This is a genomic window from Streptomyces cadmiisoli (assembly GCF_003261055.1).
GTDB classification, from domain to species: domain Bacteria; phylum Actinomycetota; class Actinomycetes; order Streptomycetales; family Streptomycetaceae; genus Streptomyces; species Streptomyces cadmiisoli.
In genome coordinates this window covers 5192732-5216660 of record NZ_CP030073.1, presented here as the reverse complement: position 1 = coordinate 5216660, position 23929 = coordinate 5192732, and the positions used below count along the sequence as shown (strand labels likewise).

The window sequence follows — 23929 nt, the reverse complement described above, 5'->3', positions numbered from 1 at the left end:
CCGGCCTCCGGCCCGGAAAAGCATGGAGACGTGAGCTATCTGCACTTGCCCCACCTCAGCGGTGACCTGCTGTGCTTCGTCTCCGAGGACGATCTCTGGCTCGCCCCGCTGGACGGTCCGGGCCGCGCCTGGCGGCTCACCGTCGACCGCACCAAGATCGGACACCCGCGCTTCTCGCCCGACGGCACCGGCATCGCGTACACGAGTTGGCGCAGCCTCGTCCCGGAGATCCATCTGGTGCCGGCCGAGGGCGGCGAGGGGCGGCGGCTGACCCACTGGGGCAGCGCGGACACCCAGGTCTGCGGCTGGACCCCCGAGGGCGACATTCTCGCCGTCGCCTCGCACGGTGAGCCCTTCTCCCACTTCACCTGGGCCTACAAGGTCTCCACCGACGGCGACCCCGGCCGCAAGCTGCCCTGGGGCCCGGTCGCCGACATCCAGGTCGCCGACCTGGACGGCGAGCGCCGCACCCTGCTCCTGACCGGCACCCCGCCGCACGAACCGGCGTCCTGGAAGCGCTACCGCGGCGGCGCCATGGGCAGGCTGTGGCTGCACGGACGGCGGCTGCTCGCCGGCCTCCAGGGCCATCTGCACTCCCCCATGTTCGTCGCCGGCCGCATCGCCTTCCTCTCCGACCACGAGGGCGTCGGCAACCTCTACTCCTGCGCTCACGACGGCTCCGACCTGCGGCGGCACACCGACCACGACGCCTTCTACGCCCGGCACGCGTCCAGCGACGGGACCCGGGTGGTCTATCAGTGCGCGGGCGACCTGTGGCTGGTCGACGACCTGTCCCCGCACTCGGTGCCCCGCCGGCTGGACGTGCGCCTGAGCGGCCCCCGGGCGGGCCGCCGCAGGTACCAGGTGCCCGCCGCCCACCACCTGGACGGCATCTCCGTCGACGAGACGGGCCGGGCGAGCGCGGTCGTCGTCCGGGGGAGCCTGTACTGGCTGACACACCGCGACGGCCCGGCGCGCACGCTCACCGACACGCCGGGCGTGCGGGTCCGCCTCCCGGAGATGCTCGGACCGGGCGGCCGGGTGGCCTACGTGACGGACGCGGAGGGCGAGGACGCCATCGAGATCGCCCAACTCCCGCGCGCCACCGGCGACCGCCCGACCCGCCGGCTGGCGCAGGGGGAGCTGGGACGTGTCCTGGAGATGGTCTCGGATCCGGAAGGCGAGCGGCTCGCCGTCGCGGCGCACGACGGGCGGCTGCTGCTGGTCGACCCGGGGGAGGAATCCGGCGGCGGGGTCACCGAGCTGATCCGGTCGCTCAACGGGCCGGTGCGGGACCTCGCCTTCTCCCCGGACGGGGCATGGCTGACCTGGTCGCACCCGGGCATCGGGCGCTCCCTGAGGCAGATCAAGATGGCGCGGATCGAGGACCGTCTGGTCGTCGACGTCACCAACGGCCGCTTCGAGGACGAGAACCCGGTCTTCACCCGCGACGGCCGCTATCTCGCCTTCCTCTCCTGGCGCGGCTTCGACCCGGTGTACGACGTCCACACCGGCGACCTGTCCTTCCCGCTGGGCTGCCGCCCCTACCTGGTCCCGCTGTCCTCGGCCACCCCCTCCCCCTTCGCCCTGAGCCCGGACGGGCGTCCGGCCGCCGGCGGACTCGACCCGGTCGAGGACGAGGAGCCCGGTGACGGCGGCGCGGCGAGCGTGGAGATCGAGGGCCTGGAGTGCCGGGTGACCCCCTTCCCGGTCACCGCCTCCAAGTACTCCGCGCTGTTCCCGGTGGCGGGCGGCGGACTGGTCTGGCTGCGCTGGCCGATCTCCGGCGCGCTGGGCGAGACCTTCGTCAACCCGGCCGACATCAGCGGACGCCCGACGCTGGAGTACTTCAACATCACGAAGGCCAGGAAGTCCGAACTCGTCGACCACCTGGACTGGTTCGCCATCAGCGGGGACGGCACCCGCCTCGTCGTGGTCGACGAGGGCGACCTGCGCGCGGTGCCGTCCACGGAGGCCGGCGACAGCGACACGACGACCTGGATCGACCTGCGGCGCATCATGCACGAGGTGGACCCGGGCGCCGAGTGGCGCCAGGCGTTCGAGGAGGCGGGCCGGCTCATCCGCGCCTACTTCTGGGACCCGGGGATGTGCGGGATCGACTGGGACGGGGTGCTGGACCAGTACCGGCCGCTGGTCGACCGCGTCGCGTCGCCGGACGAGTTCGCCGACCTGCTGCGCGAGATGCTGGGCGAACTGGGCACCTCGCACGCCTACGTCACCGCCGCCCGCCGCAACGAGGGCCCGCGGCACTACCAGCGCCGCCAGGGCCTGCTCGGCGCCAACTTCGTCCGCCGGGAGGACGGCTGGACCGTCAAGCGCATCCTGCCGGGCGACTCCTCCGACTCCAGGGCCCGTTCACCGCTGGCCGGCACGGGCATCCGGGAGGGCGCCGTCCTGACGCACGTGGACGGACGCCCGGTGAACCGGGTCAGCGGCCCGTATCCGCTCCTGGCGGGCGCGGGCGGTACGACGGTGGAGCTGACCTTCGTCCAGCCCCCGTCCGCACGCCGCCCGGCACCGGACGGCACGTCGGATGCCGGGGGCGGGGAGGGTGTTGAGGCCGGGGCCGAGGTGGGGGCGGGAACCAAGGCCGGAACCGGAACCGGGGCCGAAGTCGGAGCCGAGGCCGAAGCCGGTGCGGGGGAAGAAGCCGGTGCGGGGGAAGAAGCCGGTGCGGGGGAAGAAGCCGGTGCCGCGGCAGGAACCTATGCCCAAGCCGGAGCCGAATCCCCGGCAGATACCGGAGCCGGAGCCAAGACGGGAGCCGGAGCCGAATCCGAAGCCGGATCCCCGGCGGGTGCCGACGCCGGAGCCGGAGCCGAAGCGGGAGCCGGAGCCGAAGCCCCGGCAGGTGCCGGAGCCGAGACGGGAACCGGCGCCGGAGCCGCAACCAGCGCTGGAGCCGAAGCCGCTGTCGCGGCCGGAGTCCTGTGCCCGCCCCGCCGGGTCGCGGTCGTCCCGCTCGTCGACGAGCGGCCGCTGCGCTACCAGGACTGGGTGGCCAAACGCCGGGCCGTCGTCCGGGAGCTGAGCGGCGGCGGCTGCGGCTATCTGCACATTCCCGACCTGGGCGGCTCGGGCTGGGCCCAGTTCAACCGCGATCTGCGTGTGGAGGTGTCCCGGCCCGCGCTCATCGTGGACGTGCGCGGCAACGCGGGCGGCCACATCAGCGAACTGGTCATCGAGAAGCTGACCCGCGAGATCCTGGGCTGGGACCTCACCCGCAACGCCCAGCCGGTCTCGTACACCTCCAATGCCCCGCGCGGTCCGGTGGTGGCGCTGGCGGACGAGGCGACGTCCTCCGACGGCGACATGATCACGGCCGCCTTCAAACTGCTGAACCTGGGGCCGGTCGTCGGTCAGCGGACGTGGGGCGGGGTGGTCGGCATGACGGGCCGTCACCGCCTGGGCGACGGGACGGTGATCACCGTCCCGATGAACGCGGCCTGGTTCGACGCCTACGGCTGGTCCGTCGAGAACCACGGCGTGGCCCCCGACGTGGAGGCCCTGCGCACCCCCCTGGACTGGGCGGAAGGGCGCCATGCCCAACTGGCCGACGCGGTCCGCCTGGCCCTCGACCTGCTGGCCGGCCACCCTGCGGCGACACCGCCGAACCTGGACGACGTACCCGACCGCTCCCGCCCCGAGCTGCCCCCCAGGCCGTGACGACGGAAGCGGGGCGAACGCGGGCGCCGTGAAGGCGAACACGGACACGGGCGCGGACGCGGCGCGGGGCGCCCTTCGCGGTGGAAGGGCGCCCCACGTCGAACCGGCCGAGGCCGGGCCGCGGTGACTACCGGTCGTAGTCGTGGTCGAAGCGGTCCTCCGCCTCTTCCTGCTCCCGCTGCCTCTCCTCGCGGCTGCGCTCGCGCGGGGCGCCGGGGCGCTCGCCGGGACGCTCGCCGGGGCGCTCACCGGGACGGTCGCCGCGACGGCTCGGCTCGCTCTCCTGGCCGTGGCGCTCCTTGGCCTGGTGCTTGATCTGCTCGGCCTTGTTCTGGAACTGGTCCTTCATGCCCATGATTCACTCCTGTTGTGGGTGAGGGGATCGGGCCTCGACCAGATTTGCACGGGCCGACACGCTCCGCATTTCGATCAACTACGCTGTGTAGCGCGGGCCTGTTCGTCGGCGGCGCCGCCCGCCCCGACCAGCCCGGTCCGCATCCCCTGCAACCGGTCCGCGAACCGGCGCATCTCCCGCTGCCCCACCGTCCCGATGAGCCCCGGCAGATACCCGCGCACCCCCTGCATCCCGCGCAGCCACCGCTGCCCGTACACATGGCTCGACCGCCGCTCGATCCCGGCCACGATCCGGTCCACCGCGGGCCCGAGCGGATAGGTCTTGTTCGACGGCCACGGCAGCCGCTGCCGCAACTCCCGCATGACGTCGTCCTGATCGGCCCCGCGCACCATGTCGGTGTCGGTCCACGACAGATACGCCACGCCCACCTTCACGCCCTGGTGGCCGACCTCGGCGCGCAGACTGTGCGCGTACGCCTCCACACCGGACTTGGACGCGCAGTACGCCGTCATCATGGGCGCCGGGGTGATCGCGGCCAGCGAGGCGATCTGGAGCAGATAGCCGCGGCTCTCCCGCAGCACCGGCAGGAACGCCCGCGCCGTGACCGCCGAACCGATCAGGTTGACCTCGATGACGCGCCGCCACGCCTCCGGATCGGAGTCCGCGAAGGGACCCCCGGCGGCGACACCGGCGTTGGCGACGACGACGTCGACCTTGCCGAACCGCTCCTCGACCTCCCCGGCGACGCGCGCCATCGCCTCGTGGTCGGTGACGTCGGCGTACCAGTGACCGCTGTCGCCGTGCAGCCGCTCGGAGAGCTGCTTGAGCGCGTCCGGCTCCAGCCCCACCAGCGCCACCTTCGCGCCGCGCGCCGACAGCTTGCGGGCCAGCAACTCGCCGACGCCCCGCGCGGCCCCGGTGACGACCGCGACCTGCCCCTCCAGGCTCACCTTGCTCATGCCCCCTCCTTCACGTCGGCGTCCGCCGCGCTGTTCGTGTACGTGGTGACCAGTTCCCGGATGCGGCCGCTGACCAGTTCGGGCGCCTCCACCGGCGTCATGTGGCCGAGCCCGGGCAGTTCGGTCAGTCCGACGCACCTCGGCAGCGCGGCGACCAGCGCCCGGGCGTGCACCGGCGGCGTGAGCCGGTCGTGCGAGCCCACGACCACCTCGGTCGGCACCGCGAGCGCCCGCACCGCTTCGTCGAGCTCGAGCAGCGCCAGTACGTGCGCCCAGGCGTGCCGCACCCGGCGCGGGCAGGCGTGCACGATGCGCGCGCACGCCTCCACCATGTGGGGCGCCGAACCGGCGCCCATCGTGGCGTACTTGAGGATCCGCCGGGCGAGCGGCGTGACCGGGCCGAGCGGGGCGCGCGAGCCGAGGACGCGACGGGTCAGCGCGGTGCGCAGCCGGCCCGCGCGCAGCGGCAGCACCGTCGACTCGGCGACCAGCCGTGAACTGCCCGTGCTGCACAGCAGGACGGCCGCGGCGTGCTCCCGGAACCCCTCGCGCGCCGAGGCCGCCAGTACCGTCATGCCGCCCATCGAGTGCCCGGCGATCACGGCCCGTTCGGCGGGCGCGAGCGTCGCGGCCAGAACGGCTTCCAGGTCATCGGCGAGCGCCTCGGTGCTGCACGCCGGGCTCGCGGGGCTGCGGCCGTGGCCGCGCTGGTCGTAGGCGATGACCCGGTGGTCGGCGGCGAGTTCCCGGATCTGCGCCGCCCAGAACGCGGTGGAGCAGGTCCAGCCGTGGACCAGTACGACGGGCGGCGCGTCCTCGGCACCGTGCACCTCGGCGTGCAGCCGGGCGCCGTCGGCGGAGACGACGGTCAGTTCGCGGGCGGGGACGGGCGGGGCGTAGGGGCCCGAGGAGACGTGCAGCAGGCGGCTCATATCGCGGCCTCCACGGTGTCCTGCTCGCCGGCCGTCGCCCGGGCGGGCGCCCGGAGCACCGTGTACTCGGAGAGGTCCACCCGCCGGGTCGCCCGCCGGAACTCCGAGGTCGTACCGGGCCAGATGGTCGTGTTGCGGCCGGCCGCGTCGAGGTACCAGCTGGTGCAGCCGCCGGTGTTCCACACCGTGCGCTTCATCCGGTCCTGCACGCGGCGGTTCCAGGTGTGCACGGAGCTCGGGCGGGCGTCGAGCGCGACCCGTCCGCCGAGCACGTCCAACTGCCGTACGAAGTCGGCCAGGTAGTTCAGCTGGGACTCGATCATCAGGATCATGGACGAGTTCCCGAGGCCCGTGTTGGGGCCGATGATCGTCATCCAGTTGGGGAACCCCGCGGCGGAGGCACCGCGCAGCGCCTCCATGCCGTCCTTCCAGACCTCGGCGAGGGTCCGGCCGTCCGCTCCGACGACCCGGTCGGCGATCGGCATGTCGGTGACGTGGAAGCCCGTGCCGAAGATGATCGCGTCGACCTCGGCGCGGGTGCCGTCCGCGGCGACCACCGTCGAGTCGCGCACCTCGGCGAGCCCGCCGGCGACGACGTCCACATTGGGACGGGTCAGGGCCGGGTAGTACTCGCTGGACAGCAGGATCCGCTTGCAGCCGATGCGGTAGTCGGGGGTGAGCCGGGCGCGCAGGTCCGGGTCCTTGACGGCACGGGCCATGTTGCGCCTGGCCAGCTGCTCGACGACGCCCAGCTGATCGGGATGCTTGGTGAACGCCTGGACCTGCAACTCGCGGATGCCCCACAGCAGTCCGCGCCGCGCCTGCGCGGTGAAGGGCAGCCGGCGGTGCAGCCACCGCTCGGGCCCGGTGATCGCGCGGTCGATGCGCGGCATCACCCACGGCGGGGTGCGCTGCAGGACGGTGAGCCGTTCCACCTCGGGCTGGATGGCCGGCACGATCTGGATGGCGGACGCGCCGGTGCCGACCATGGCGACCCGCTTGCCGCGCAGGTCGTAGTCGTGGTCCCAGCGCGCGGAGTGGAAGACCTTGCCGGGGAAGGTGTCGAGTCCGGGGATGTCCGGCACCTTCGGGTCGGACAGCGGCCCGGTGGCGGAGACCACGAGGTCGGCGGTGAGCCGGCCGGAGCTGGTCTCGATGTCCCAGCGCAGCCCCTGCGGGTCCCAGGTCATCTTCTTGACCTCGCAGTTGAAGCGCAGATGCGGGCGCAGCCGGAACACGTCCGTGACGTGCTCCAGATAGGCGCGGATGTGCTCCTGCCCGGAGAAGGTGCGCGGCCAGTCGGGATGGGGCGCGAAGGAGAACGAGTACAGGTGCGAGGGCACGTCGCAGGCGCACCCCGGATAGCTGTTGTCCCGCCAGGTGCCGCCGACGCTGTCGGCCCGTTCCAGGACGACGAAGTCGGTGACCCCCTCCCGGCGCAGCCGCACGGCCGCCCCGAGTCCGCCGAAGCCGGACCCCACGACCGCCACCCGTACATGCTCGTGCTCGGCCATACCGACGCCCCTCCATGCCACGCGACTTCGCGCACCGCGACTCTGCCAGTGTTCACTGGCACAATCGGGAGAGTAGAGGAGAGCCGTACCGATCGGTAGGGGTCGGCGCGAGGAAAGTTACCGACGGTACGACATAGGGTGCGGGCGTGGCAGACAAGCGTGAGTACCGCATGGAGGAGCTGGCCCGACTGGCCGGCATCACGGTGCGCACCCTGCGCTTCTACCGCGAGCGCAAGCTGATTCCGCCACCCCGCCGACAGGGCCGTATCGCCTGGTACGACGACCAGCACCTGGCCCGGCTGCGGACGATCGGCGCACTGCTCGACCGCGGCCACACCCTCAGCGGCATCGCCGAACTCGCCGAGGCGTTCGACCACGGCCGGGACGTCGGCGACCTGCTCGGGCTGGGCGCCCCGACCGAGGAGACCCCGGTCCGCCTCACCCCCGAGGAACTCGCCGACCACTTCGCGGGCCAGGTCACCCCCGAGAACCTGGCGGCCGCCCTGGAGCTCGGCTATCTGGGCACCGACGGCGAGGAGATCGTCCACATCAGCCGCCGCCTGCTGGAGGTCTCCTCCGAGCTCGTCCGCGAGGGCATCCCCCTCGCGGAGGTCCTGGCGGCCGGCAGACGGGTGCGCGAGCACGCCGACGCCCTGGCCGGACTCTTCGCCGAACTGGTCCTGCGGCACGCCTCCGAGGAGGACCTGCCGCGGCTGCGCCCGCTCGCCCGGAGCGTCGTCGAGGCGGAGCTGTCCCTGGCCATGGACCGCAGGCTGCGCGAGGGCGCGTAGCCGCTCCGGCAGGCGCGGCCCCCCGGCATCACCTGTCGAAGACCACCGTCACCGGCGCGTGGTCCGACCACCGCTCGGCGTGGGTGGCCGCCCGCTCGACGACCGCCTTGACGGCCCGCCCGGCGAGCCCCGGCGTCGCCACGGCGAGGTCGATCCGCCATCCCGTGTCGTTGTCGAAGGCCCGCCCCCGGTACGACCACCAGGTGTACGGCCCCTCCACGTCCGGGTGCAGCGCCCGCACGACGTCGACGTACCCGCCGTCCCCGGCGCCGAGGACCCGCCCCAGCCACTCCCGCTCCTCGGGCAGGAAGCCGGAGTTCTTGGTGTTGCCGCGCCAGTTCTTCAGGTCGGCCTGCTGGTGGGCGATGTTCCAGTCGCCGCAGACGAGCACCTCGCGCCCCTCGGCGGCGGCCCGCTGCCGCAGCTCCTTGAGATGGCCGAGGAACTCGTCCATGAACCGGACCTTCTCGTCCTGCCGCTCGGTACCGGCCTCACCGGACGGCAGATAGAGGGAGGCGATCGTCACACCGGGCAGGTCGACCTCGACGTACCGGCCGCTGTCGTCGAACTCGGCCGACCCGAACCCGACCCGGACGGCGTCCGGCGCACGCCGGCTGTAGAGGGAGACGCCCGCCCGACCCTTGGCGGCCGCGGGGGCGTGCACGACGTGCCAGCCCTCCGGCTCACGCACGTGCTCCGGCAGCTGCCCCGGCTCCGCACGCACCTCCTGGAGGCAGAGCACATCGGCTTGCGTACCGGCGAGCCATTCCACGAATCCCTTCTTCGCGGCGGCCCGCAATCCATTCACATTCACAGAGGTCACAGTGAGCACTCGCGCACGATACCGGCACACTGGACCATGTCCGGATCCGCTACTCGAATAGATGTACGATAATTGGCATGAATATACGTCGCGTCTCCTTCGACCACCCCGACGCCGTCAAGCTCAACGACGAGGTCCAGGCCGAATACCACGAGCGCTACGGCGACGGCGGCGACGCCACCGTCCTCGACCCGTCGGACTTCCGGTCCCCGAGGGGCGTCTACCTGATCGCCTACGACACGGACGACCGCCCCGTCGCCTCGGGCGGCTGGCGCACCCAGGACAGGAACGACGAGGGCAACGAGGACGGCGACGCCGAACTCAAGCGCATGTACGTCAACAAGGAACTGCGCGGGCGCGGCCTCGCCCGGCGCATCCTGGCCGCCCTGGAGGAGGACGCCCGCGCCGCCGGCCGCACCCGCATGGTCCTGGAGACCGGGACGCAGCAGCCGGAGGCCATCGCCCTGTACACGTCCAGCGGCTACGAGCCCTGCGCCAAGTTCGGCTACTACCGCTTCCACGAGGCCAGCCGCTGCTTCGCGAAGCCCCTCGCCTGACCCGGCATCAGCCCCGGCGGGGGGCGACAAAACAAGAATCCCGCCCGATCAACCGATCGGACGGGATCCTTTCAACCGACTCCGAGTTTCCTCGGGGCAGTTGTTGCGGTGGACCTGAGGGGATTTGAACCCCTGGCCCCCTCGATGCGAACGAGGTGCGCTACCGGACTGCGCCACAGGCCCTTGCAACGAGTGAAACTTTAGCACCCCGATCGGCCTGCTTGGAAATCCGTTCCCGCGGGCCGGACCGGCACCTACTCGTTCGCCGCCCGCGGCCGCTCCCCGTCCTCGTACTGGTCGAACAGCGGCGTACGCCCGCGCTCCCGCGCCCTGCGCGCCGAGGCGGCGCGGCGCGCGTCGCTGCGGCCCTCCTCGTCGGCCCGGTCCTCCGCCTCGTCCGGCTCCGCGGCCCGCGGGGCGGCCGGAGCGGTCGCCGCCGGCGCTCCGGCACCGGCGTCCTGCTCCGGGGCGACGGCACTCGACCGCGCCGAACTCCACGCGTCCGACGCCTCGAGGTCCACATCGGCCGTGGCCCGCGGAGCCACCGGCGCGGTCACGTACGTCGGCAGGGGCACCGGCACCGGGTCCCAGCTCTCGCCGCGCCCCGGCCTGCTCCGGCGCTCCCGCTGCTGGTCGACCCACTCGGCGTGGTCGGTCTGCTCGACCAGCGCCCGCCGGTCCGCGGCGAGCGCCGACAGTCCTGGGTCCGCCTCCGGCTCGGACACCTCGTCGCAGTCGCCGGGGCCCTCCTCGACGGCCGGGTGCCGACGTGACCGGCGCGCGTACTCACGCAGCCGCTGCGCTGCGGCCTCGGCCCGGCGGCGGTCCATCTGGTAGGCGAAGCGGCGGCGTTCCTGCGTCCGCAGATAGGCGATGTACGAGCTGAGCATCACGGCCGGTACGGCGGGCGCCCACAGGAGGGTGAGCCCGCCCACGGCGGCGACGACCGCGCCGAGGGTGAACGCCAGGAACAGCATCACCGTGGTGCGGCGCCGGCGGGCGAGGACCTTCGAGCGCCGGGCACGCGCCGCGTCCGCCTCCGAGGTGGGGGCACGCCGGGCCGACGGGACGCGGTTGCGCGCCGACGCGACGGCCCCGTCGCGCGCCGGAGTGGCTCCGGACGGACGGGCGGGCGCGTCCACGGGCCGACGAGGGGGTGCGACCTGCGGCTCGGGCGCGGGCGCCGCACCCGACGCGGGGGCGGGCACGCGGGCGCCGGGAGGAGTCGGTGCGCCGCTCTGCTCGCGCGCCGGCCGGGACCCTTCCGCGCCGTGCTCCTGGACCGTCGCCTGCACCCGGGCCCCGGTCGAGGACACGGCGAAGGCCCGGACGTCCACCGAGTCGGTGACCGCGTCCGGGTCGTCGACGCCGGGCTCCCACTCCTCCTCGTCGGCGGAGCGTGCCCGCAGGTCCTTGGCGTACCGGCGCTCCATGCCCGCCCGTCCGGACAGCAACCGGATGGCGGTGCTGAAGCGTTCCGTCGGACGGGCCTCGTTCAGCTCGTCCTGCCTACGGAGCCACATCGGCACCAAGTAGGCGGCCCAGGCCCCGACAATGACTGCGTAGATGAGGCCGCTGCTGCTCACGTCTCACACGGTAGAGGGGTTTGCGTGAGGCCATCTGCCAATTGAGCCGGTGTGTCGCACGATCTGGCTGATATTTCGAGCTTTTCTTGTGACCGAGGCGATCAGTAGGTCACCGGGAGCGCGAATTCAATGCCCCCGAGCGGTCACCAGCCGATCATTTTCGAACATTTATTCAATTCTTGAGTTACGCGGGATTCCGGGGGGTGTTCTGCGGATCGCGGGGCGCGGAGGACGGCACCTGCTTGCGCCGCCACCGGTTCAGCAGGCCGTCGGGCACTTCCTCCGCGGTGAGGGCGAAGACGAGGTGGTCGCGCCAGGCCCCGTCGATGTGGAGATAGCGCGGGCGCAGGCCCTCCTCGCGGAATCCGAGTTTCTCCACGACACGGCGGCTCGGCCCGTTCTCCGGGCGAATGCAGACCTCGACACGGTGCAGCCCGACGCTCCGGAAGCAGTGGTCCACGGCGAGCGCGACGGCGGTCGGCATCACGCCCCGGCCGGCCACCGCCTCGTCCACCCAGTAGCCGACGTGTCCCGAGCACATCGAGCCCCAGGTGATCCCGGCGACCGTCAACTGCCCGGCCAGCCGCCCCCGGTACTCGATGACGAACGGCAGCATCCGGCCCGCGTTCGCCTCCGAGCGCAGATGGCGGACCATCTGGCGGTAGGTGGGCCGGTGGGTGTGCGGGCCGCCGGGCGTGGGCGGCGGGATGGTGGCCTCCCAGGGGCGCAGCCAGTCGCGGTTGCGCCGGTTGACCTCACGCCAGGCCCGCTGGTCGCGCAGCTTTATCGGCCGGAGGACGACATCGCCCTCCACCAGTTCCACGGGCCAGGATGCGGTGTTCAGCTCACACCCCCTGGGGGCACCTCCCAGGCCTGTTCGGCACTGGGGGAGGGTCTTGGATGGTCACCGCCGCGGATCTGGTCCACGGCGTGGCGCAGCAGGGGCTCCAGCACGGCGAGGCCGTCGCGCACGCCGCCGGTGGAGCCCGGCAGGTTGACGATCAGGGTGCGGCCCGCGATTCCGGCGAGGCCGCGGGAGAGCGCCGCGGTCGGCACCTTCGGCCGTCCGTGGGCCCGGACGGCCTCCGCGATGCCCGGCACCTCGCGGTCGAGCACCGCGCGGGTCGCCTCCGGCGTGCGGTCGGTCGGGGAGATGCCGGTGCCGCCGGTGGTGACGACGACGTCGTAACCGGCGTCCACCGCGGCGCGCAGCGCCGCCTCCACCGGGTCGCCGTCGGGGACGACCTGGGGGCCGTCGACGTCGAACCCGAAGCCCTTGAGGCCGTCGGCGATCAGTGGGCCGCCCTTGTCCTCGTACACGCCGGACGCCGCCCTGTTGGACGCCGTGACGACGAGTGCGCGGTATCCGTTGCCGCTCACGCCCGGCTCCAGTCGCCCGACTTGCCGCCCGTCTTCGACTCCACCCGCACGTCCGTGATGACCGCTCCCTTGTCGACCGCCTTGACCATGTCGATCACGGTGAGCGCGGCGACGGAGACCGCGGTGAGCGCCTCCATCTCGACGCCCGTGCGGTCCGTCGTACGCACCGTGGCCGCGATCTCCACGGCGTCGTCCGTAACCGACAGGTCCAGTGTCACACCGGACAGCGACAACGGGTGACACAGCGGGATCAGGTCCGGGGTGCGCTTGGCGCCCATGATGCCCGCGATCCGCGCGGTGGCGAGGGCGTCGCCCTTGGGAACGCCCGCACCGCGCAGCAGCTCGATCACACGCGGCGCGACGAGGACGCGTCCGCTCGCGCGCGCCGTGCGGGCGGTGACGTCCTTGTCCGACACGTCGACCATGCGGGCGGCCCCCGCTTCGTCGATATGGGTCAGTCGGTCCTGCGTGCTCATGGTGCGGCGCTCCCGGTCCGGGCCCGTCGCGGTGCGGCGCACGGGCCTGTCGTGCGCGACACGGTACCCCCAACCTGGGGCTCTCAGCGGAGCAGGACCACCTCGACCTCGGCGCCGGGCTCGACGGACTCCACGTCCTCGGGGACGACGATGAGCGCGTCGGCGTGCGCGAGGGCGGCCACCAGATGGGACCCCGCCCCGCCGACCGGTGTCACCCGTCCGTCGGAGTGGCTGCCGCGCAGGAACTGCCGGCGCCCCTTCGGCGAGGTCAGCGCCCGGTCCGTGGTGAGGGTCGCCCGGGTGCGCGGCCGGTGGACGTCCTCCAGGCCCATCAGGGTGCGGATCGCGGGCCGGACGAACAGTTCGAAGGAGACGTACGACGACACCGGGTTGCCGGGGAGGGCGAGCAGCGGGGTGTGGTCGGGGCCGATGGACCCGAAGCCCTGCGGTTTGCCCGGCTGCATCGCGAGCTTGCGGAACTCGATGCCGCTGCCCGGCTCGTCCTCGTCCCCGACGTGCGACAGGGCCTCCTTGACCACGTCGTACGCGCCGACGCTCACCCCGCCCGTGGTGACCATCAGGTCGGCGCGCACGAGTTGGTCCTCGATGGTGGTGCGCAGGGTCTCGGCGTCGTCCGCGACCGCGCCGACGCGATAGGCGATGGCGCCGGCGTCACGGGCGGCGGCGGTGAGGGCGAAGCTGTTGGAGTCGTAGATCTGGCCGCTGCCCAGGTCCTCGTCGGGCTGGACGAGTTCGCTGCCGGTGGACATGACGACCACGCGCGGACGCGGGCGCACCCGCACCGTGCCGCGTCCGATGGCGGCGAGCAGCCCGATCTGCGGCGGTCCGAGAACGGTGCCGGCTTCGAGGGCGCGGTCCCCGGCCTTGACGTCGCTTCCCCGGGCGCGCACGTGCGCGCGTGCCTCGGCCGGCCGGTGCACCCGCACGTGCCCTGCGGCACCCTCGGGGTCCCGGCTGCGGGCCGGCATCGCGGTGACCGGGCCCTCGCCGAGGCCGCCGTCGGTCCACTCCACGGGGACCACCGTCTCGGCGCCGGGCGGGAGCGGGGCGCCGGTCATGATGCGGGCGGCCTGGCCGGGACCGACCTGGAGCAGGTCGGCCTGGCCGGCCGCGACGTCCCCGACCACCTCCAGCACGGCCGGGAACTCCTCGCTCGCGCCCGCGACATCGTCGACCCGCACCGCGTACCCGTCCATCGAGCTGTTGTCGAAGGGCGGCAGGGACACCGGCACCGTGACGTCCTCGACCAGGACGCAGCCCTGGGCGTCGAGCAGTTGCAGCTCGATGGGTTCCAGGGGGCGGACGGTGGCGAGGATGTCCTCCAGGTGTTCGTCCACCGACCACAGGTGGTTCTGGCCGGTGGCTCGGGACGCGGCGGTGCTCAAGGTGGCTACATCTCCTCGGTGACGTAACTGCGAAGCCAGGTCCGGAAGTCCGGGCCCAGGTCCTCACGTTCGCACGCGAGTCGGACAATGGCACGCAGGTAGTCGCCGCGGTCGCCGGTGTCATAGCGGCGGCCCTTGAAGACGACGCCGTGCACCGGGCCGCCGACCTTCTCGTCCTGTGCGAGCTGCTGGAGCGCGTCGGTCAGCTGGATCTCGCCGCCGCGGCCCGGCTCGGTCTGACGCAGTATTCCGAAGACGTGCGGGTCGAGGACGTAGCGGCCGATGATGGCGTAGTTCGACGGCGCGTCCGCCGGTTCGGGCTTCTCGACCAGGCCGTTGACCTTGACGACGTCGCCGTCCTCGGTGGTCTCGACGGCCGCGCACCCGTAGAGGTGGATCTGCTCCGGCTCGACCTCCATCAGCGCGATGACGCTGCCGCCGCGCTGCTCCTGGACCTCGATCATCCGCTGGAGGAGGGGGTCGCGGGGGTCGATCAGGTCGTCGCCGAGGAGGACCGCGAACGGCTCGTTGCCGACGTGCGGGGCCGCGCACAGGACGGCGTGCCCGAGGCCCTTGGGGTCGCCCTGGCGCACGTAGTGCATCGTGGCGAGGTCGCTGGACTCCTGGACCTTGGCCAGCCGCCCGGCGTCGCCCTTCTTCTGGAGGGCGGACTCGAGTTCGTAGTTGCGGTCGAAGTGGTCCTCCAGCGGGCGCTTGTTGCGGCCCGTGATCATGAGGACGTCGTCGAGACCGGCGGACGCGGCCTCTTCGACCACATACTGGATGGCGGGCTTGTCGACGACCGGCAGCATCTCCTTGGGAGTGGCCTTGGTGGCCGGCAGGAACCGGGTGCCGAGGCCTGCCGCGGGAATGACGGCCTTGCTGATCCTGGGGTGAGACTGGGTCATGCCGGCAACCATATCCGGTGCCTTTGCCTGGAATCAGTGGCTCCGGTTATTTGGCTGTCATATGCGCACATTCGACACAGTACGGGAGCGACCCATGAGCCACGTCGGACACGCCGACGAGCCTGACAAGCGAACGTTGCGGCGGGAGATCCTCACGGTGAGAGGCAGGTTGCCCGCGGATGACGTGCGGGCGACCGCCGCCGCGCTGGCCCAGCGCGCACTCGACCTGCCGGAACTGTCGCAGGCGCGCACGGTCGCGGCGTACGTCTCGGTGGGGAGCGAACCCGGCACCCTCGCGCTGCTCGACACGCTGCACACGCGCGGGGTGCGCGTCCTGCTGCCGGCGCTGCTGCCCGACAACGACCTCGACTGGGGCGTGTACACCGGCCCGGGGTCGCTCGACCGCGTCCGACACGGCGGGAAAATGGCCCTCCTGGAGCCCTCCGGCCCGCGCCTCGGGCCGGACGCGGTGACCGCCGCGGACACCGTCCTGCTGCCCGGACTCGCGGTCGACGCACGCGGCATGCGCCTCGGCCGGGGCGGCGGTTCCTACGACCGGGTGCTCGCCCGTCTGGCCGACGCGGGAGCCCGGCCCGCCCTGGTGGTGCTGCTGTACGACCCGGAGGTCGTCGGGCGCGTCCCCGCCGAGGCGCACGACCGGCCGGTGCACGCGGTGGTGACGCCCTCGGGCGTGCGCCGATTCCCGGGCGGCGTCTGACACCCGACACGGAAAGGGCCCTCCACGCGTGCGTGGAGGGCCCTTTCACGTCGACGGCCGTCGGCCGGCCGCGGACTCAGCGGCTCACGGCTTCAGTACGAGCGTGTCGCGGGTGCTCTTGTCGACGGCCTCCTTGGAGAAGGACCAGTCCAGCAGCTCGCCCTTGGCCCACTTGTCCGTCTGGTCGACGTAGTGGGCGCTGTAGGCGTGTCCCGAGGCGCCGGTGAGGTTGATCCACTTCGACTTGTCGAGGTCGTCGAGGTTGACCACCATCCGCATCGACGGCACCCAGACGACGCCGTAGCCGCCCGCGGCGTTCCAGCCGGTCGCGTTGACCGTCGCCTCGCCGCCGCTGAGCTTCCAGGGGCCGCGGTTGAGGGCGTACTGGAGGAACCCGGGGCCCTCGGTGCCGAGCGTCTGGTTCTCCAGGAACAGGCGGTGCAGCCGGCCCCAGCTCCAGGTGTCGATGTCCTTGCCCAGCTCGGCGGTCAGCTCCCAGCGGGCGTCGACCATGGCGCGGCGGAACAGTTCGTCACGGTTCTCCGCCCCGGGGCGCGTGCCGACGGAGGGAACCTTCCACCAGTCGCTGTCCTGTTCGTCGAGGAGACCGCGCACGACCTCGAACCAGCGGTCGCCGCCGTCCGGCTGCGCCTGGTCGGCGTCGCGCTCACCGCATTCCCGCACCCGGCGCTCGTCGTCGACCGGTCCGGTGGTGCCGGTCGGCTCGACCCACAGGCACTGGCCCTTGACGCGCAGTTCCTTGGGCAGCTTGTTGCCGAACGCGAGCTTGAGGACGTTGCGCCAGACCGAGTTGAAGTAGGCCGCCGCCGCCGACTCGGAGTCCTGGGTGTAGTCCCAGCCCTCCAGGAGCTTCTGCGCCTCGCGCACGTGCCGGTCGCCCACGTCGATCTTCAGCAGCTGCGGCACGAGCAGCTTGGCGATCTCGCTGCTGTTGTCCAGCTGCATCTGGCGCATGTCCTCGGTGGACACCTTGCCGCCGCCCTTGAGCTTGGACTCCATCAGGTCGTTGATCCGCTGGCTGCGCGCGCCGTACCCCCAGTCCTCGGTGAGCGTGTAGGGGTACTCCTCGTCCACGACGGCCTGGTTGGCCGTCACGATGTAGCCGCGCTCCGGGTTGTACTCGTGGGGCAGCTCGTCCTGCTCGATGTAGCCGGTCCAGCGGTACTTGCCGTCCCAGCCCGGCGCCGGGATCGACCCGTCGTGGCGCTCGGCGCGCGTGGGGATCTTTCCGGGCAGGGTGTAGCCGATGTTGTTCCGGGTGTCGGCGTACACGAGGTTCTGCGAGGGCACGTCGAACAGGGTGGCCGCGGCGCGGAAGTCGTCCCAGTCGGCCGCCTTGTTGATGGCGAAGACGGCGTCCATCGAGGTGCCGGGCTCCAGCGCGGTCCACCGCAGCGCCAGGCCGTAGCCGTCGCCCCGGTCGGGTGCGGCGGTGTCGACGGCGGCCTTCCTGCCGACCTTGACCAGTTCGTCGTCGCGGTCGGACAGCAGCGGTCCGTTGTTGGTCTCCCGGACGACGATCTTCTTGGCGGAGCCGCCGGCGACCTTGATGGTCTCCTCGCGGCTCTCGAAGGGCTTGACCTTGCCGTCGAACAGGTAGCCGTCGCCGGTGAGCTTCTGCAGGTAGAGGTCGGTGACGTCGACCCCGGAGTTGGTCATGCCCCAGGAGATGTCCTGGTTGTGGCCGATTATCACACCGGGCATGCCCGCGAAGGTGTAGCCCGAGACGTCGTACTGGCACTTGTCGGAGACCGAGCGGCAGTGCAGGCCCATCTGGTACCAGACCGACGGCAGCGAAGCCGACAGGTGCGGGTCGTTGGCCAGCAGCGGCTTGCCGGTGATGGTGTGACGGCCGCCGACCACCCACGAGTTGGAGCCGATGCCGTTGCCGTTCACACCGACGGCCTCCGGGAGGTCCTCCAGCGCGCCGTACAGGCCGGACAGCTGGGTCTGCAGCGCCGACGAGGCGGGGGTGCCGTTCGTGCCGGCGGCGGGGTCCGTGCCGTTGCCCGTGCCACCGGTGGTGCCGTCGGCGGACGCGCCGCCGGTGCCGCCGCCGTCGAAGGTCTGGGTGAGCTCGTCGTACTGGCCCTGCTGGACGATCACCCGGTTCCGCTCGTAGGGGTAGTCCGGGTACAGGTCGTCGATCTGCTGGGGGCCCAGGCGGCTGGTCATCAGCGAGCGGTCGATCTCGTCCTGCATGTTGCCGCGCAGGTCCCAGGCCATCGCCTTGAGCCAGGCGACCGAGTCGACCGGCGTCCACTTCTGCGGCTTGTAGTCGTTGGTGAGACCGAGAGCGGCGTACTCCAGGGAGATGTCCTCGCCGTCCTTGCCGTCCAGGTAGGCGTTGACTCCCTTGGCGTACGCCTGGAGGTACGTCTTCGTGGCGTCGGACAGCTTGGTGTCGTACTCCTCCTGCGCCACCCGTTCCCAGCCCAGCGTGCGCAGGAACTCGTCGTTGCCGATCTGGCCCTTGCCGAACATCTCCGACAGACGGCCCGAGGTCATGTGACGGCGCACGTCCATCTCGTAGAACCGGTCCTGCGCCTGGACGTAGCCCTGCGCCATGAACAGGTCCTCGTCGGAGGAGGCATAGATCTGCGGGATGCCGTACCCGTCCCGCTTGACGTCGACCGGCCCCGACAGACCGTCCAGCGTGATCGAACCCTTTGTCTGCGGGAAGGAGGCACGGACCGTGCTGACGGACCAGTACGCCCCGTAGGCGAGGCCACCGATGATGGCCAGCACCAGTACGAGCACGACCAGACGGCCTCTGCGCCCCTTCTCCCTCCGGGACTTGCCGGGCTGCTGACCCGTTGTAGCGGTGGTGTTGGGGGGCATCGCTGTCCTTGCTGTCCTAACGCGAGCGGCAGGGGTGGCTGTCCTTTTGAATGAGCGCTGGAGCAACCATAGGCGCAGGGCCCGGTGGCACTTGACGCGGACTGGGGAACCAGCGCGGACGGACGTTCGATCATCCCGCGGAGCGCGTCAAGAAATCGTCAAGAATTAGGTAAGGTAACGAAGTACCCCCCATGTGGAGCGCGCAGCTCCGCACACCATGCACATGAGCGTTCACGCGCGTGACGTGTGTGAACCGGAATCGTGAAACCGGGAAAGGGAACGGCCGCTGACTGTCCACGACCTCAACCAGCTCCTGCTCGTCTGCTCGATCGTCCTGCTCGTCGCCGTCGCAGCGGTCCGGATCTCCTCGCGCAGCGGGCTCCCCAGCCTGCTCGTCTACCTGGGCATCGGCGTCGCCATGGGACAGGACGGGGTCGGCGACATCCACTTCGACAACGCCGAACTGACCCAGGTCATCGGATACGCGGCCCTCGTCGTGATCCTGGCCGAGGGCGGACTGGGCACGAAGTGGAAGGAGATCAAGCCGGTCATGCCGGCCGCGACCGCGCTGGCGCTGGCCGGAGTGGCCGTGAGCGTAGGGGTCACGGCGTCGGCCGCGCACTACCTGGTCGGCCTGGAATGGCGGCAGGCCCTCATCATCGGGGCGGTCGTCTCGTCCACCGACGCGGCGGCGGTCTTCTCCGTCCTGCGGAAGATCCCCCTCCCCTCACGCGTGACAGGCACGCTGGAGGCGGAGTCCGGCTTCAACGACGCCCCCGTCGTCATCCTGGTGGTCTCGTTCTCCACCGCCGGTCCGTTCGAGCACTGGTACGTGCTGATCGGCAAGATAGCTCTGGAACTGGCCATCGGCGCCGCCATCGGCCTCGCGGTCGGCTGGCTGGGCTCCTGGGGACTGCGGCACGTCGCCCTGCCGGCGTCCGGCCTCTACCCGATCGCCGTCGTCGCCATCGCGGTCGCCGCCTACGCGGCCGGCGCCATGGCCCACGGCAGCGGCTTCCTCGCCGTCTACCTCGCCTCCATGGTGATGGGCAACGCGCGGCTCCCGCACTGGCCCGCCACCCGCGGGTTCGCCGACGGGCTCGGCTGGATCGCCCAGATCGGCATGTTCGTCCTGCTCGGTCTGCTGGTCACCCCGCACGAACTGGGCGACGACATCGTGCCCGCGCTGCTCATCGGGCTGGTCCTGACCATGGTGGCGCGCCCGCTGAGCGTCGTGCTGTGCCTGGTGCCGTTCCGGGTGCCCTGGCCGGAGCAGGCGCTCATGTCCTGGGCCGGGCTGCGCGGCGCCGTGCCCATCATCCTGGCGACGATCCCCATGGTGAACGGCGTCGAGGGCAGCCGCACGATCTTCAACATCGTCTTCGTCCTGGTCGTCGTCTACACCCTCGTCCAGGGGCCGACGCTGCCCTGGCTCGCCCGGATACTGCACCTCGGCGACGGAACCGGCGCGGCCGACCTCGGCATCGAGTCGGCACCTCTGGAGCGGCTGCGCGGGCACCTGCTCTCGGTCTCCGTCCCGGACGAGTCGAAGATGCACGGCGTCGAGGTCAGCGAGCTGCGGCTGCCGGCCGGGGCCGCGGTCACCCTCGTCGTACGCGAGGGCAAGTCGTTCGTACCGCTGCCCACCACCGTGCTGCGGCACGGGGACGAGCTCCTGGTGGTCGCCACCGATCCGGTCCGGGACGCGGCGGAACGCCGACTGCGGGCGGTGGCCCACGGCGGAAAGCTGGCCGGCTGGCTGGGCATGAACGGCGGCGGGTCGGGACACTGAGCGGCGTTCGTCGAGGTGGGGTCCAGGTCCGGGCCCTGAGCGTCATTCGCCGAAGTGAGGTACAGGTCCGGGCGCTGAGCGGCATTCGCCGAGGCGGGGCCGGACTCAGGCCTAGCGGTGACGGGCTCCCCTCTCGGCGGCCGCCCGGCTGAGCGCCGTGTCCGGCCGTCGCGCGCCGCGCACCTCTTCCTCTCCGTGCGGCGGCGCGTTCGCTTTTCACGCGCCGCGCGCCTTCCCCATTCACAGGTGAACGCGTGCACGGTGCTCACTTTCACAGGCACCCCGTAGGACGACCCCTGTACGATGAAGGCAGACCTTGATCGAACCAACTCTGCCTGACGCAGAGCTGGCGCGACCGTATGGCGGCCGGAAACCCCGCGGGGCGCCGGTATCTACCGCAGTTCCGCGCAAGAGGACAGCTCTCGGCGCCCCCGCACAGGCGCGCTACCAGGCGGCAGAAAGGCACAGGCCGTGGCATCCACGGTCACCGACACGCCGTCGAAGACCTCGCCGGCCCCCTCCCGCCCGGGATACGGCCGGCTCCTGCGCACCCGCGGCGCCTGGACGTTCCTGCTCCCCGGGTTCGCGGCCCGTCAGCCCTTCGCGATGCTGACGATCTCCATCGTGCTGCTCGTGCAGCACACCACCGGCTCCTACGGCGTGGCCGGCGCCGCGGCGGCCGTCACCGGCGTCTCCATGGCGGTGTTCGCCCCGTACGGCGGCCGTCTGGCCGACCGCTTCGGGCAGCGCGCCGTACTGCTCCCCGGCGTCCTGGTGCACACGCTGTCCGCCCTCACGCTGACGGCGCTGGCCCTGGCGGACGCGCCCCTGTGGGCGCTGTTCGCGGCAGCCGTCCCCACCGGCGCCTCCGTCCCGCAGGTCGGCCCCATGGTGCGCGCCCGCTGGGCCGCGAAGCTCAAGGACTCGCCGCTGATGACCACCGCGGCGGCCTTCGAGTCCGTCACGGACGAGCTGACGTTCGTCGTCGGCCCGCTGCTCGCCACCGCGCTGTGCACCGCCGTCGACCCGGCCGCCGGACTGGTGACCGAGGCGGCGCTGACCCTGGTCGGAGGACTGCTGTTCGCCGCCCGGCGCGGCACCCAGCCGCCGGCCCTCGCCGGGCGGCACGCGCGCGTGCGGCACGCCTCCGCTCTCCGCGCCCCCGGGGTGCGGATCCTGATCGTGGTGTTCCTCGGCATCGGCTCCGTCTTCGGCGGGATGCAGGTCTCGCTGGCCGCCTTCAGCGAGTCGATCGGCGAACCCGGTCTGAACGGCGTCCTGTACGGCACCTTCGCCGCCGGCAACATGCTCTCCGGCATCGCCTGCGGCGCCATCGCCTGGAAGGCCGCCCCGCAGCGACGCCTGGTCATCGGCTACACGGCCCTCGTACTGGCCGCCTCCGGCCTGTGGGCGGCACAGTCCGTGCTGCTGCTGGCCGGTCTCGGTCTGCTGGTCGGCATGTGCGTCGCCCCCGCCCTGATCACCGGCTACACCCTGGTGGAGGGACTGGTCCCGGCCGGGACGCGCACCGAGGCCTTCACCTGGCTGACCGGCGCGGTGGCGCTGGGCCAGGCGGTCGCGGTGACGGTGGCGGGACAGCTGGAGGACCGCGTCGGGAACGGCACCGGATTCCTGGTGCCGCTCGGCGGTACGGCGCTCGCCCTGGTGATCCTCTCCGCCCGGCGGTCACGGCTCACGGCGGCACCCCGCAGCCGGACCGTCGCACGTGGCGTCGGTCACCGCACGCCGGTCACAGTGGACTGATCCCGAGGAATACGTCACTATGGACCGTCGTTAGCACTCACTGAGTAAGAGTGCCAGGAGGAAGACAGTGCCGACGTACCAGTACCAGTGCACCGAGTGCGGCGAGGGCCTCGAGGCGGTGCAGAAGTTCACCGATGACGCCCTGACCGAGTGCCCCAACTGCTCCGGCCGCCTCAAGAAGGTGTTCTCGGCCGTCGGCATCGTCTTCAAGGGCTCCGGCTTCTACCGCAACGACAGCCGCGGCTCCTCGTCGAGCAGCTCCCCGGCGTCGAAGCCGTCGACCCCGTCGACGTCGCCCGCCCCGGCCTCGGACTCGAAGTCGTCGAGCTCCGGTACGACGTCCAGCTCCAGCTCGACGTCCAGCACCACCGCAGCCTGAATCTCGCCCGCGGGACCCGGTCGTCGTACGGCGACCGGGTCCCGCGGCGTTTCCGACTCCGCCCGCGGCACGTCGTGGGACGCCAGCTAGTGTGCTCGTCATGGCGCACGCAGAGATCGGTGTAATCGGCGGATCCGGCTTCTACTCGTTCCTCGACGACGTGACCGAGATCCAGGTGGACACACCGTACGGACCGCCCAGCGACTCCCTCTTCCTCGGCGAGATCGCCGGCCGGCGGGTCGCCTTCCTGCCCCGGCACGGACGCGGCCACCATCTCCCACCGCACCGGATCAACTACCGCGCCAACCTCTGGGCCCTGCGCTCGCTCGGCGCACGGCAGATCCTCGGCCCGTGCGCGGTGGGCGGGCTGCGTCCCGAGTACGGACCGGGCACGCTGCTCGTCCCGGACCAACTGGTCGACCGTACGAAGTCCCGGGCGGCGAGCTACTTCGACGGGCTGCCGCTGCCCGACGGCACGGTGCCCAACGTCGTGCACGTCTCCCTGGCCGACCCCTACTGCCCCGCCGGTCGGGCCGCCGCGCTGAAGGCCGCGCGCGGACGGGACTGGGAACCGGTGGACGGCGGCACGCTGGTGGTGATCGAGGGACCGCGCTTCTCCACCCGCGCCGAGTCGCTGTGGCACCAGGCGCAGGGCTGGTCGGTGGTGGGCATGACGGGCCACCCGGAAGCCGCGCTCGCCCGTGAACTGGAGCTCTGCTACACGTCCATGACCCTGGTCACCGACCTGGACGCGGGCGCCGAGACCGGCGAGGGGGTCTCGCACGACGAGGTGCTGCGGGTGTTCGCCGCGAACGTGGACCGGCTGCGGGGCGTGCTGTTCGACGCGGTGGCCGCGTTGCCCGCGAACGACGCGCGGGACTGCCTGTGCACGACGGCGCTGGGCGGGATGGACCCGGGGTTCGAGCTGCCCTGAGCGGGCGAGGGGCGGGGGCACTGGTTGTGGCTTCGGCTGTGGCTGTCGCTGTGGCTGTGGCTGTGGAACTTCCCCTTCGGGTGAGGGAGTTGTCCACAATCCGCCG

General features: G+C 72.0%; 20 protein-coding genes and 1 tRNA gene. 8 read left to right on the top strand and 13 right to left on the bottom strand.

The genetic code is table 11. From position 1 onward, the window contains the following. Nucleotides 1–30 precede the first annotated feature (30 nt). The gene (locus DN051_RS22740; RefSeq protein WP_246040653.1) at nt 31–3687 is read left to right on the top strand and encodes a S41 family peptidase; all 3657 of its coding nucleotides are present in this window, start codon (nt 31–33) and stop codon (nt 3685–3687) included. A gap of 127 nt (nt 3688–3814) precedes the next feature. Here DN051_RS22740 and DN051_RS22730 read toward each other — a convergent pair whose 3' ends face one another. The 4 genes from DN051_RS22730 to DN051_RS22715 all read right to left on the bottom strand — a co-directional run bounded on the left by DN051_RS22730 (nt 3815) and on the right by DN051_RS22715 (nt 7447). Beyond that, nucleotides 3815–4042: a hypothetical protein gene (locus tag DN051_RS22730; protein WP_053760984.1), complete on the bottom strand. Its 228-nt coding sequence runs from the start codon at nt 4040–4042 to the stop codon at nt 3815–3817. A gap of 74 nt (nt 4043–4116) precedes the next feature. Then, a complete protein-coding gene (locus DN051_RS22725) occupies nt 4117–5001 on the bottom strand; it encodes an SDR family oxidoreductase (RefSeq protein WP_112439391.1) in 885 nt (294 codons plus the stop codon). Next, nucleotides 4998–5933 (bottom strand): alpha/beta fold hydrolase, encoded by a 936-nt coding sequence (locus tag DN051_RS22720; RefSeq protein WP_112439390.1) that lies wholly within the window; start codon nt 5931–5933, stop codon nt 4998–5000. Before DN051_RS22720 ends, DN051_RS22725 begins: the two co-directional genes overlap by 4 nt. Next, nucleotides 5930–7447, bottom strand: coding sequence for a flavin-containing monooxygenase (locus DN051_RS22715; RefSeq protein WP_053760981.1), 1518 nt, complete (start codon nt 7445–7447; stop codon nt 5930–5932). The genes DN051_RS22720 and DN051_RS22715 overlap by 4 nt, the downstream gene beginning before the upstream one ends. Before the next feature lie 146 nt (nt 7448–7593). Between DN051_RS22715 and DN051_RS22710 the strand changes: the two genes are divergently transcribed. Continuing rightward, on the top strand, nt 7594–8238 hold the full coding sequence (locus tag DN051_RS22710; RefSeq protein ID WP_053760980.1) for a MerR family transcriptional regulator: 645 nt from the start codon (nt 7594–7596) through the stop codon (nt 8236–8238). Nucleotides 8239–8266: 28 nt separating this feature from the next. Here DN051_RS22710 and DN051_RS22705 read toward each other — a convergent pair whose 3' ends face one another. Further along, entirely contained in the window at nt 8267–9070 is an 804-nt protein-coding gene (locus tag DN051_RS22705) for an exodeoxyribonuclease III (protein WP_053760979.1), read from the bottom strand. A 68-nt stretch (nt 9071–9138) separates the two neighbouring features. Here DN051_RS22705 and DN051_RS22700 point away from each other — a divergent pair, with 68 nt between their 5' ends. Further along, nucleotides 9139–9618, top strand: coding sequence for a GNAT family N-acetyltransferase (locus DN051_RS22700; protein WP_053760978.1), 480 nt, complete (start codon nt 9139–9141; stop codon nt 9616–9618). A gap of 109 nt (nt 9619–9727) precedes the next feature. On the opposite strand, the gene DN051_RS22695 is transcribed toward DN051_RS22700, so the two are convergent. From DN051_RS22695 to galU, 7 genes are all read right to left on the bottom strand, one after another. After that, nucleotides 9728–9801: transfer RNA gene (locus tag DN051_RS22695), tRNA-Ala, on the bottom strand. A gap of 71 nt (nt 9802–9872) precedes the next feature. After that, complete coding sequence (sepX, locus tag DN051_RS22690) at nt 9873–11204, bottom strand: divisome protein SepX/GlpR (RefSeq protein WP_053760977.1); 1332 nt, start codon at nt 11202–11204, stop codon at nt 9873–9875. Nucleotides 11205–11388: 184 nt separating this feature from the next. After that, entirely contained in the window at nt 11389–12018 is a 630-nt protein-coding gene (locus DN051_RS22685) for a GNAT family N-acetyltransferase (protein ID WP_234388914.1), read from the bottom strand. A gap of 26 nt (nt 12019–12044) precedes the next feature. Next, complete coding sequence (locus DN051_RS22680) at nt 12045–12584, bottom strand: MogA/MoaB family molybdenum cofactor biosynthesis protein (protein WP_053760975.1); 540 nt, start codon at nt 12582–12584, stop codon at nt 12045–12047. Then, a complete protein-coding gene (moaC, locus tag DN051_RS22675; RefSeq protein WP_053761040.1) occupies nt 12581–13060 on the bottom strand; it encodes a cyclic pyranopterin monophosphate synthase MoaC in 480 nt (159 codons plus the stop codon). Before moaC ends, DN051_RS22680 begins: the two co-directional genes overlap by 4 nt. Nucleotides 13061–13143: 83 nt before the next feature. Then, the gene (glp, locus tag DN051_RS22670) at nt 13144–14466 is read right to left on the bottom strand and encodes a molybdotransferase-like divisome protein Glp (RefSeq protein ID WP_053760974.1); all 1323 of its coding nucleotides are present in this window, start codon (nt 14464–14466) and stop codon (nt 13144–13146) included. Nucleotides 14467–14471: 5 nt separating this feature from the next. Next, nucleotides 14472–15374 carry a UTP--glucose-1-phosphate uridylyltransferase GalU gene (gene galU, locus DN051_RS22665; RefSeq protein ID WP_053761039.1) on the bottom strand — a complete coding sequence of 301 codons (903 nt, stop codon included), beginning with the start codon at nt 15372–15374 and terminating at the stop codon, nt 14472–14474. Nucleotides 15375–15468: 94 nt separating this feature from the next. Between galU and DN051_RS22660 the strand changes: the two genes are divergently transcribed. After that, nucleotides 15469–16092 (top strand): 5-formyltetrahydrofolate cyclo-ligase, encoded by a 624-nt coding sequence (locus tag DN051_RS22660; protein WP_112439389.1) that lies wholly within the window; start codon nt 15469–15471, stop codon nt 16090–16092. Nucleotides 16093–16176: 84 nt separating this feature from the next. On the opposite strand, the gene DN051_RS22655 is transcribed toward DN051_RS22660, so the two are convergent. Then, nucleotides 16177–18954, bottom strand: a complete 2778-nt coding sequence (locus tag DN051_RS22655) for a penicillin acylase family protein (protein ID WP_112439388.1) — start codon at nt 18952–18954, stop codon at nt 16177–16179. A gap of 286 nt (nt 18955–19240) precedes the next feature. On the opposite strand from DN051_RS22655, the gene DN051_RS22650 reads away from it, so the two are divergent. The 4 genes from DN051_RS22650 (at nt 19241) to DN051_RS22630 (ending at nt 23823) form a co-directional block, all read left to right on the top strand. Further along, complete coding sequence (locus DN051_RS22650) at nt 19241–20746, top strand: potassium/proton antiporter (protein WP_053760971.1); 1506 nt, start codon at nt 19241–19243, stop codon at nt 20744–20746. Between the two features lie 471 nt (nt 20747–21217). Further along, on the top strand, nt 21218–22510 hold the full coding sequence (locus DN051_RS22640) for an MFS transporter (protein ID WP_053760970.1): 1293 nt from the start codon (nt 21218–21220) through the stop codon (nt 22508–22510). Between the two features lie 67 nt (nt 22511–22577). Next, the gene (locus DN051_RS22635) at nt 22578–22889 is read left to right on the top strand and encodes an FmdB family zinc ribbon protein (RefSeq protein ID WP_079001318.1); all 312 of its coding nucleotides are present in this window, start codon (nt 22578–22580) and stop codon (nt 22887–22889) included. Nucleotides 22890–22989: 100 nt separating this feature from the next. Further along, nucleotides 22990–23823, top strand: coding sequence for an S-methyl-5'-thioadenosine phosphorylase (locus tag DN051_RS22630; RefSeq protein ID WP_053760968.1), 834 nt, complete (start codon nt 22990–22992; stop codon nt 23821–23823). The last annotated feature ends 106 nt before the right edge of the window (nt 23824–23929 follow it).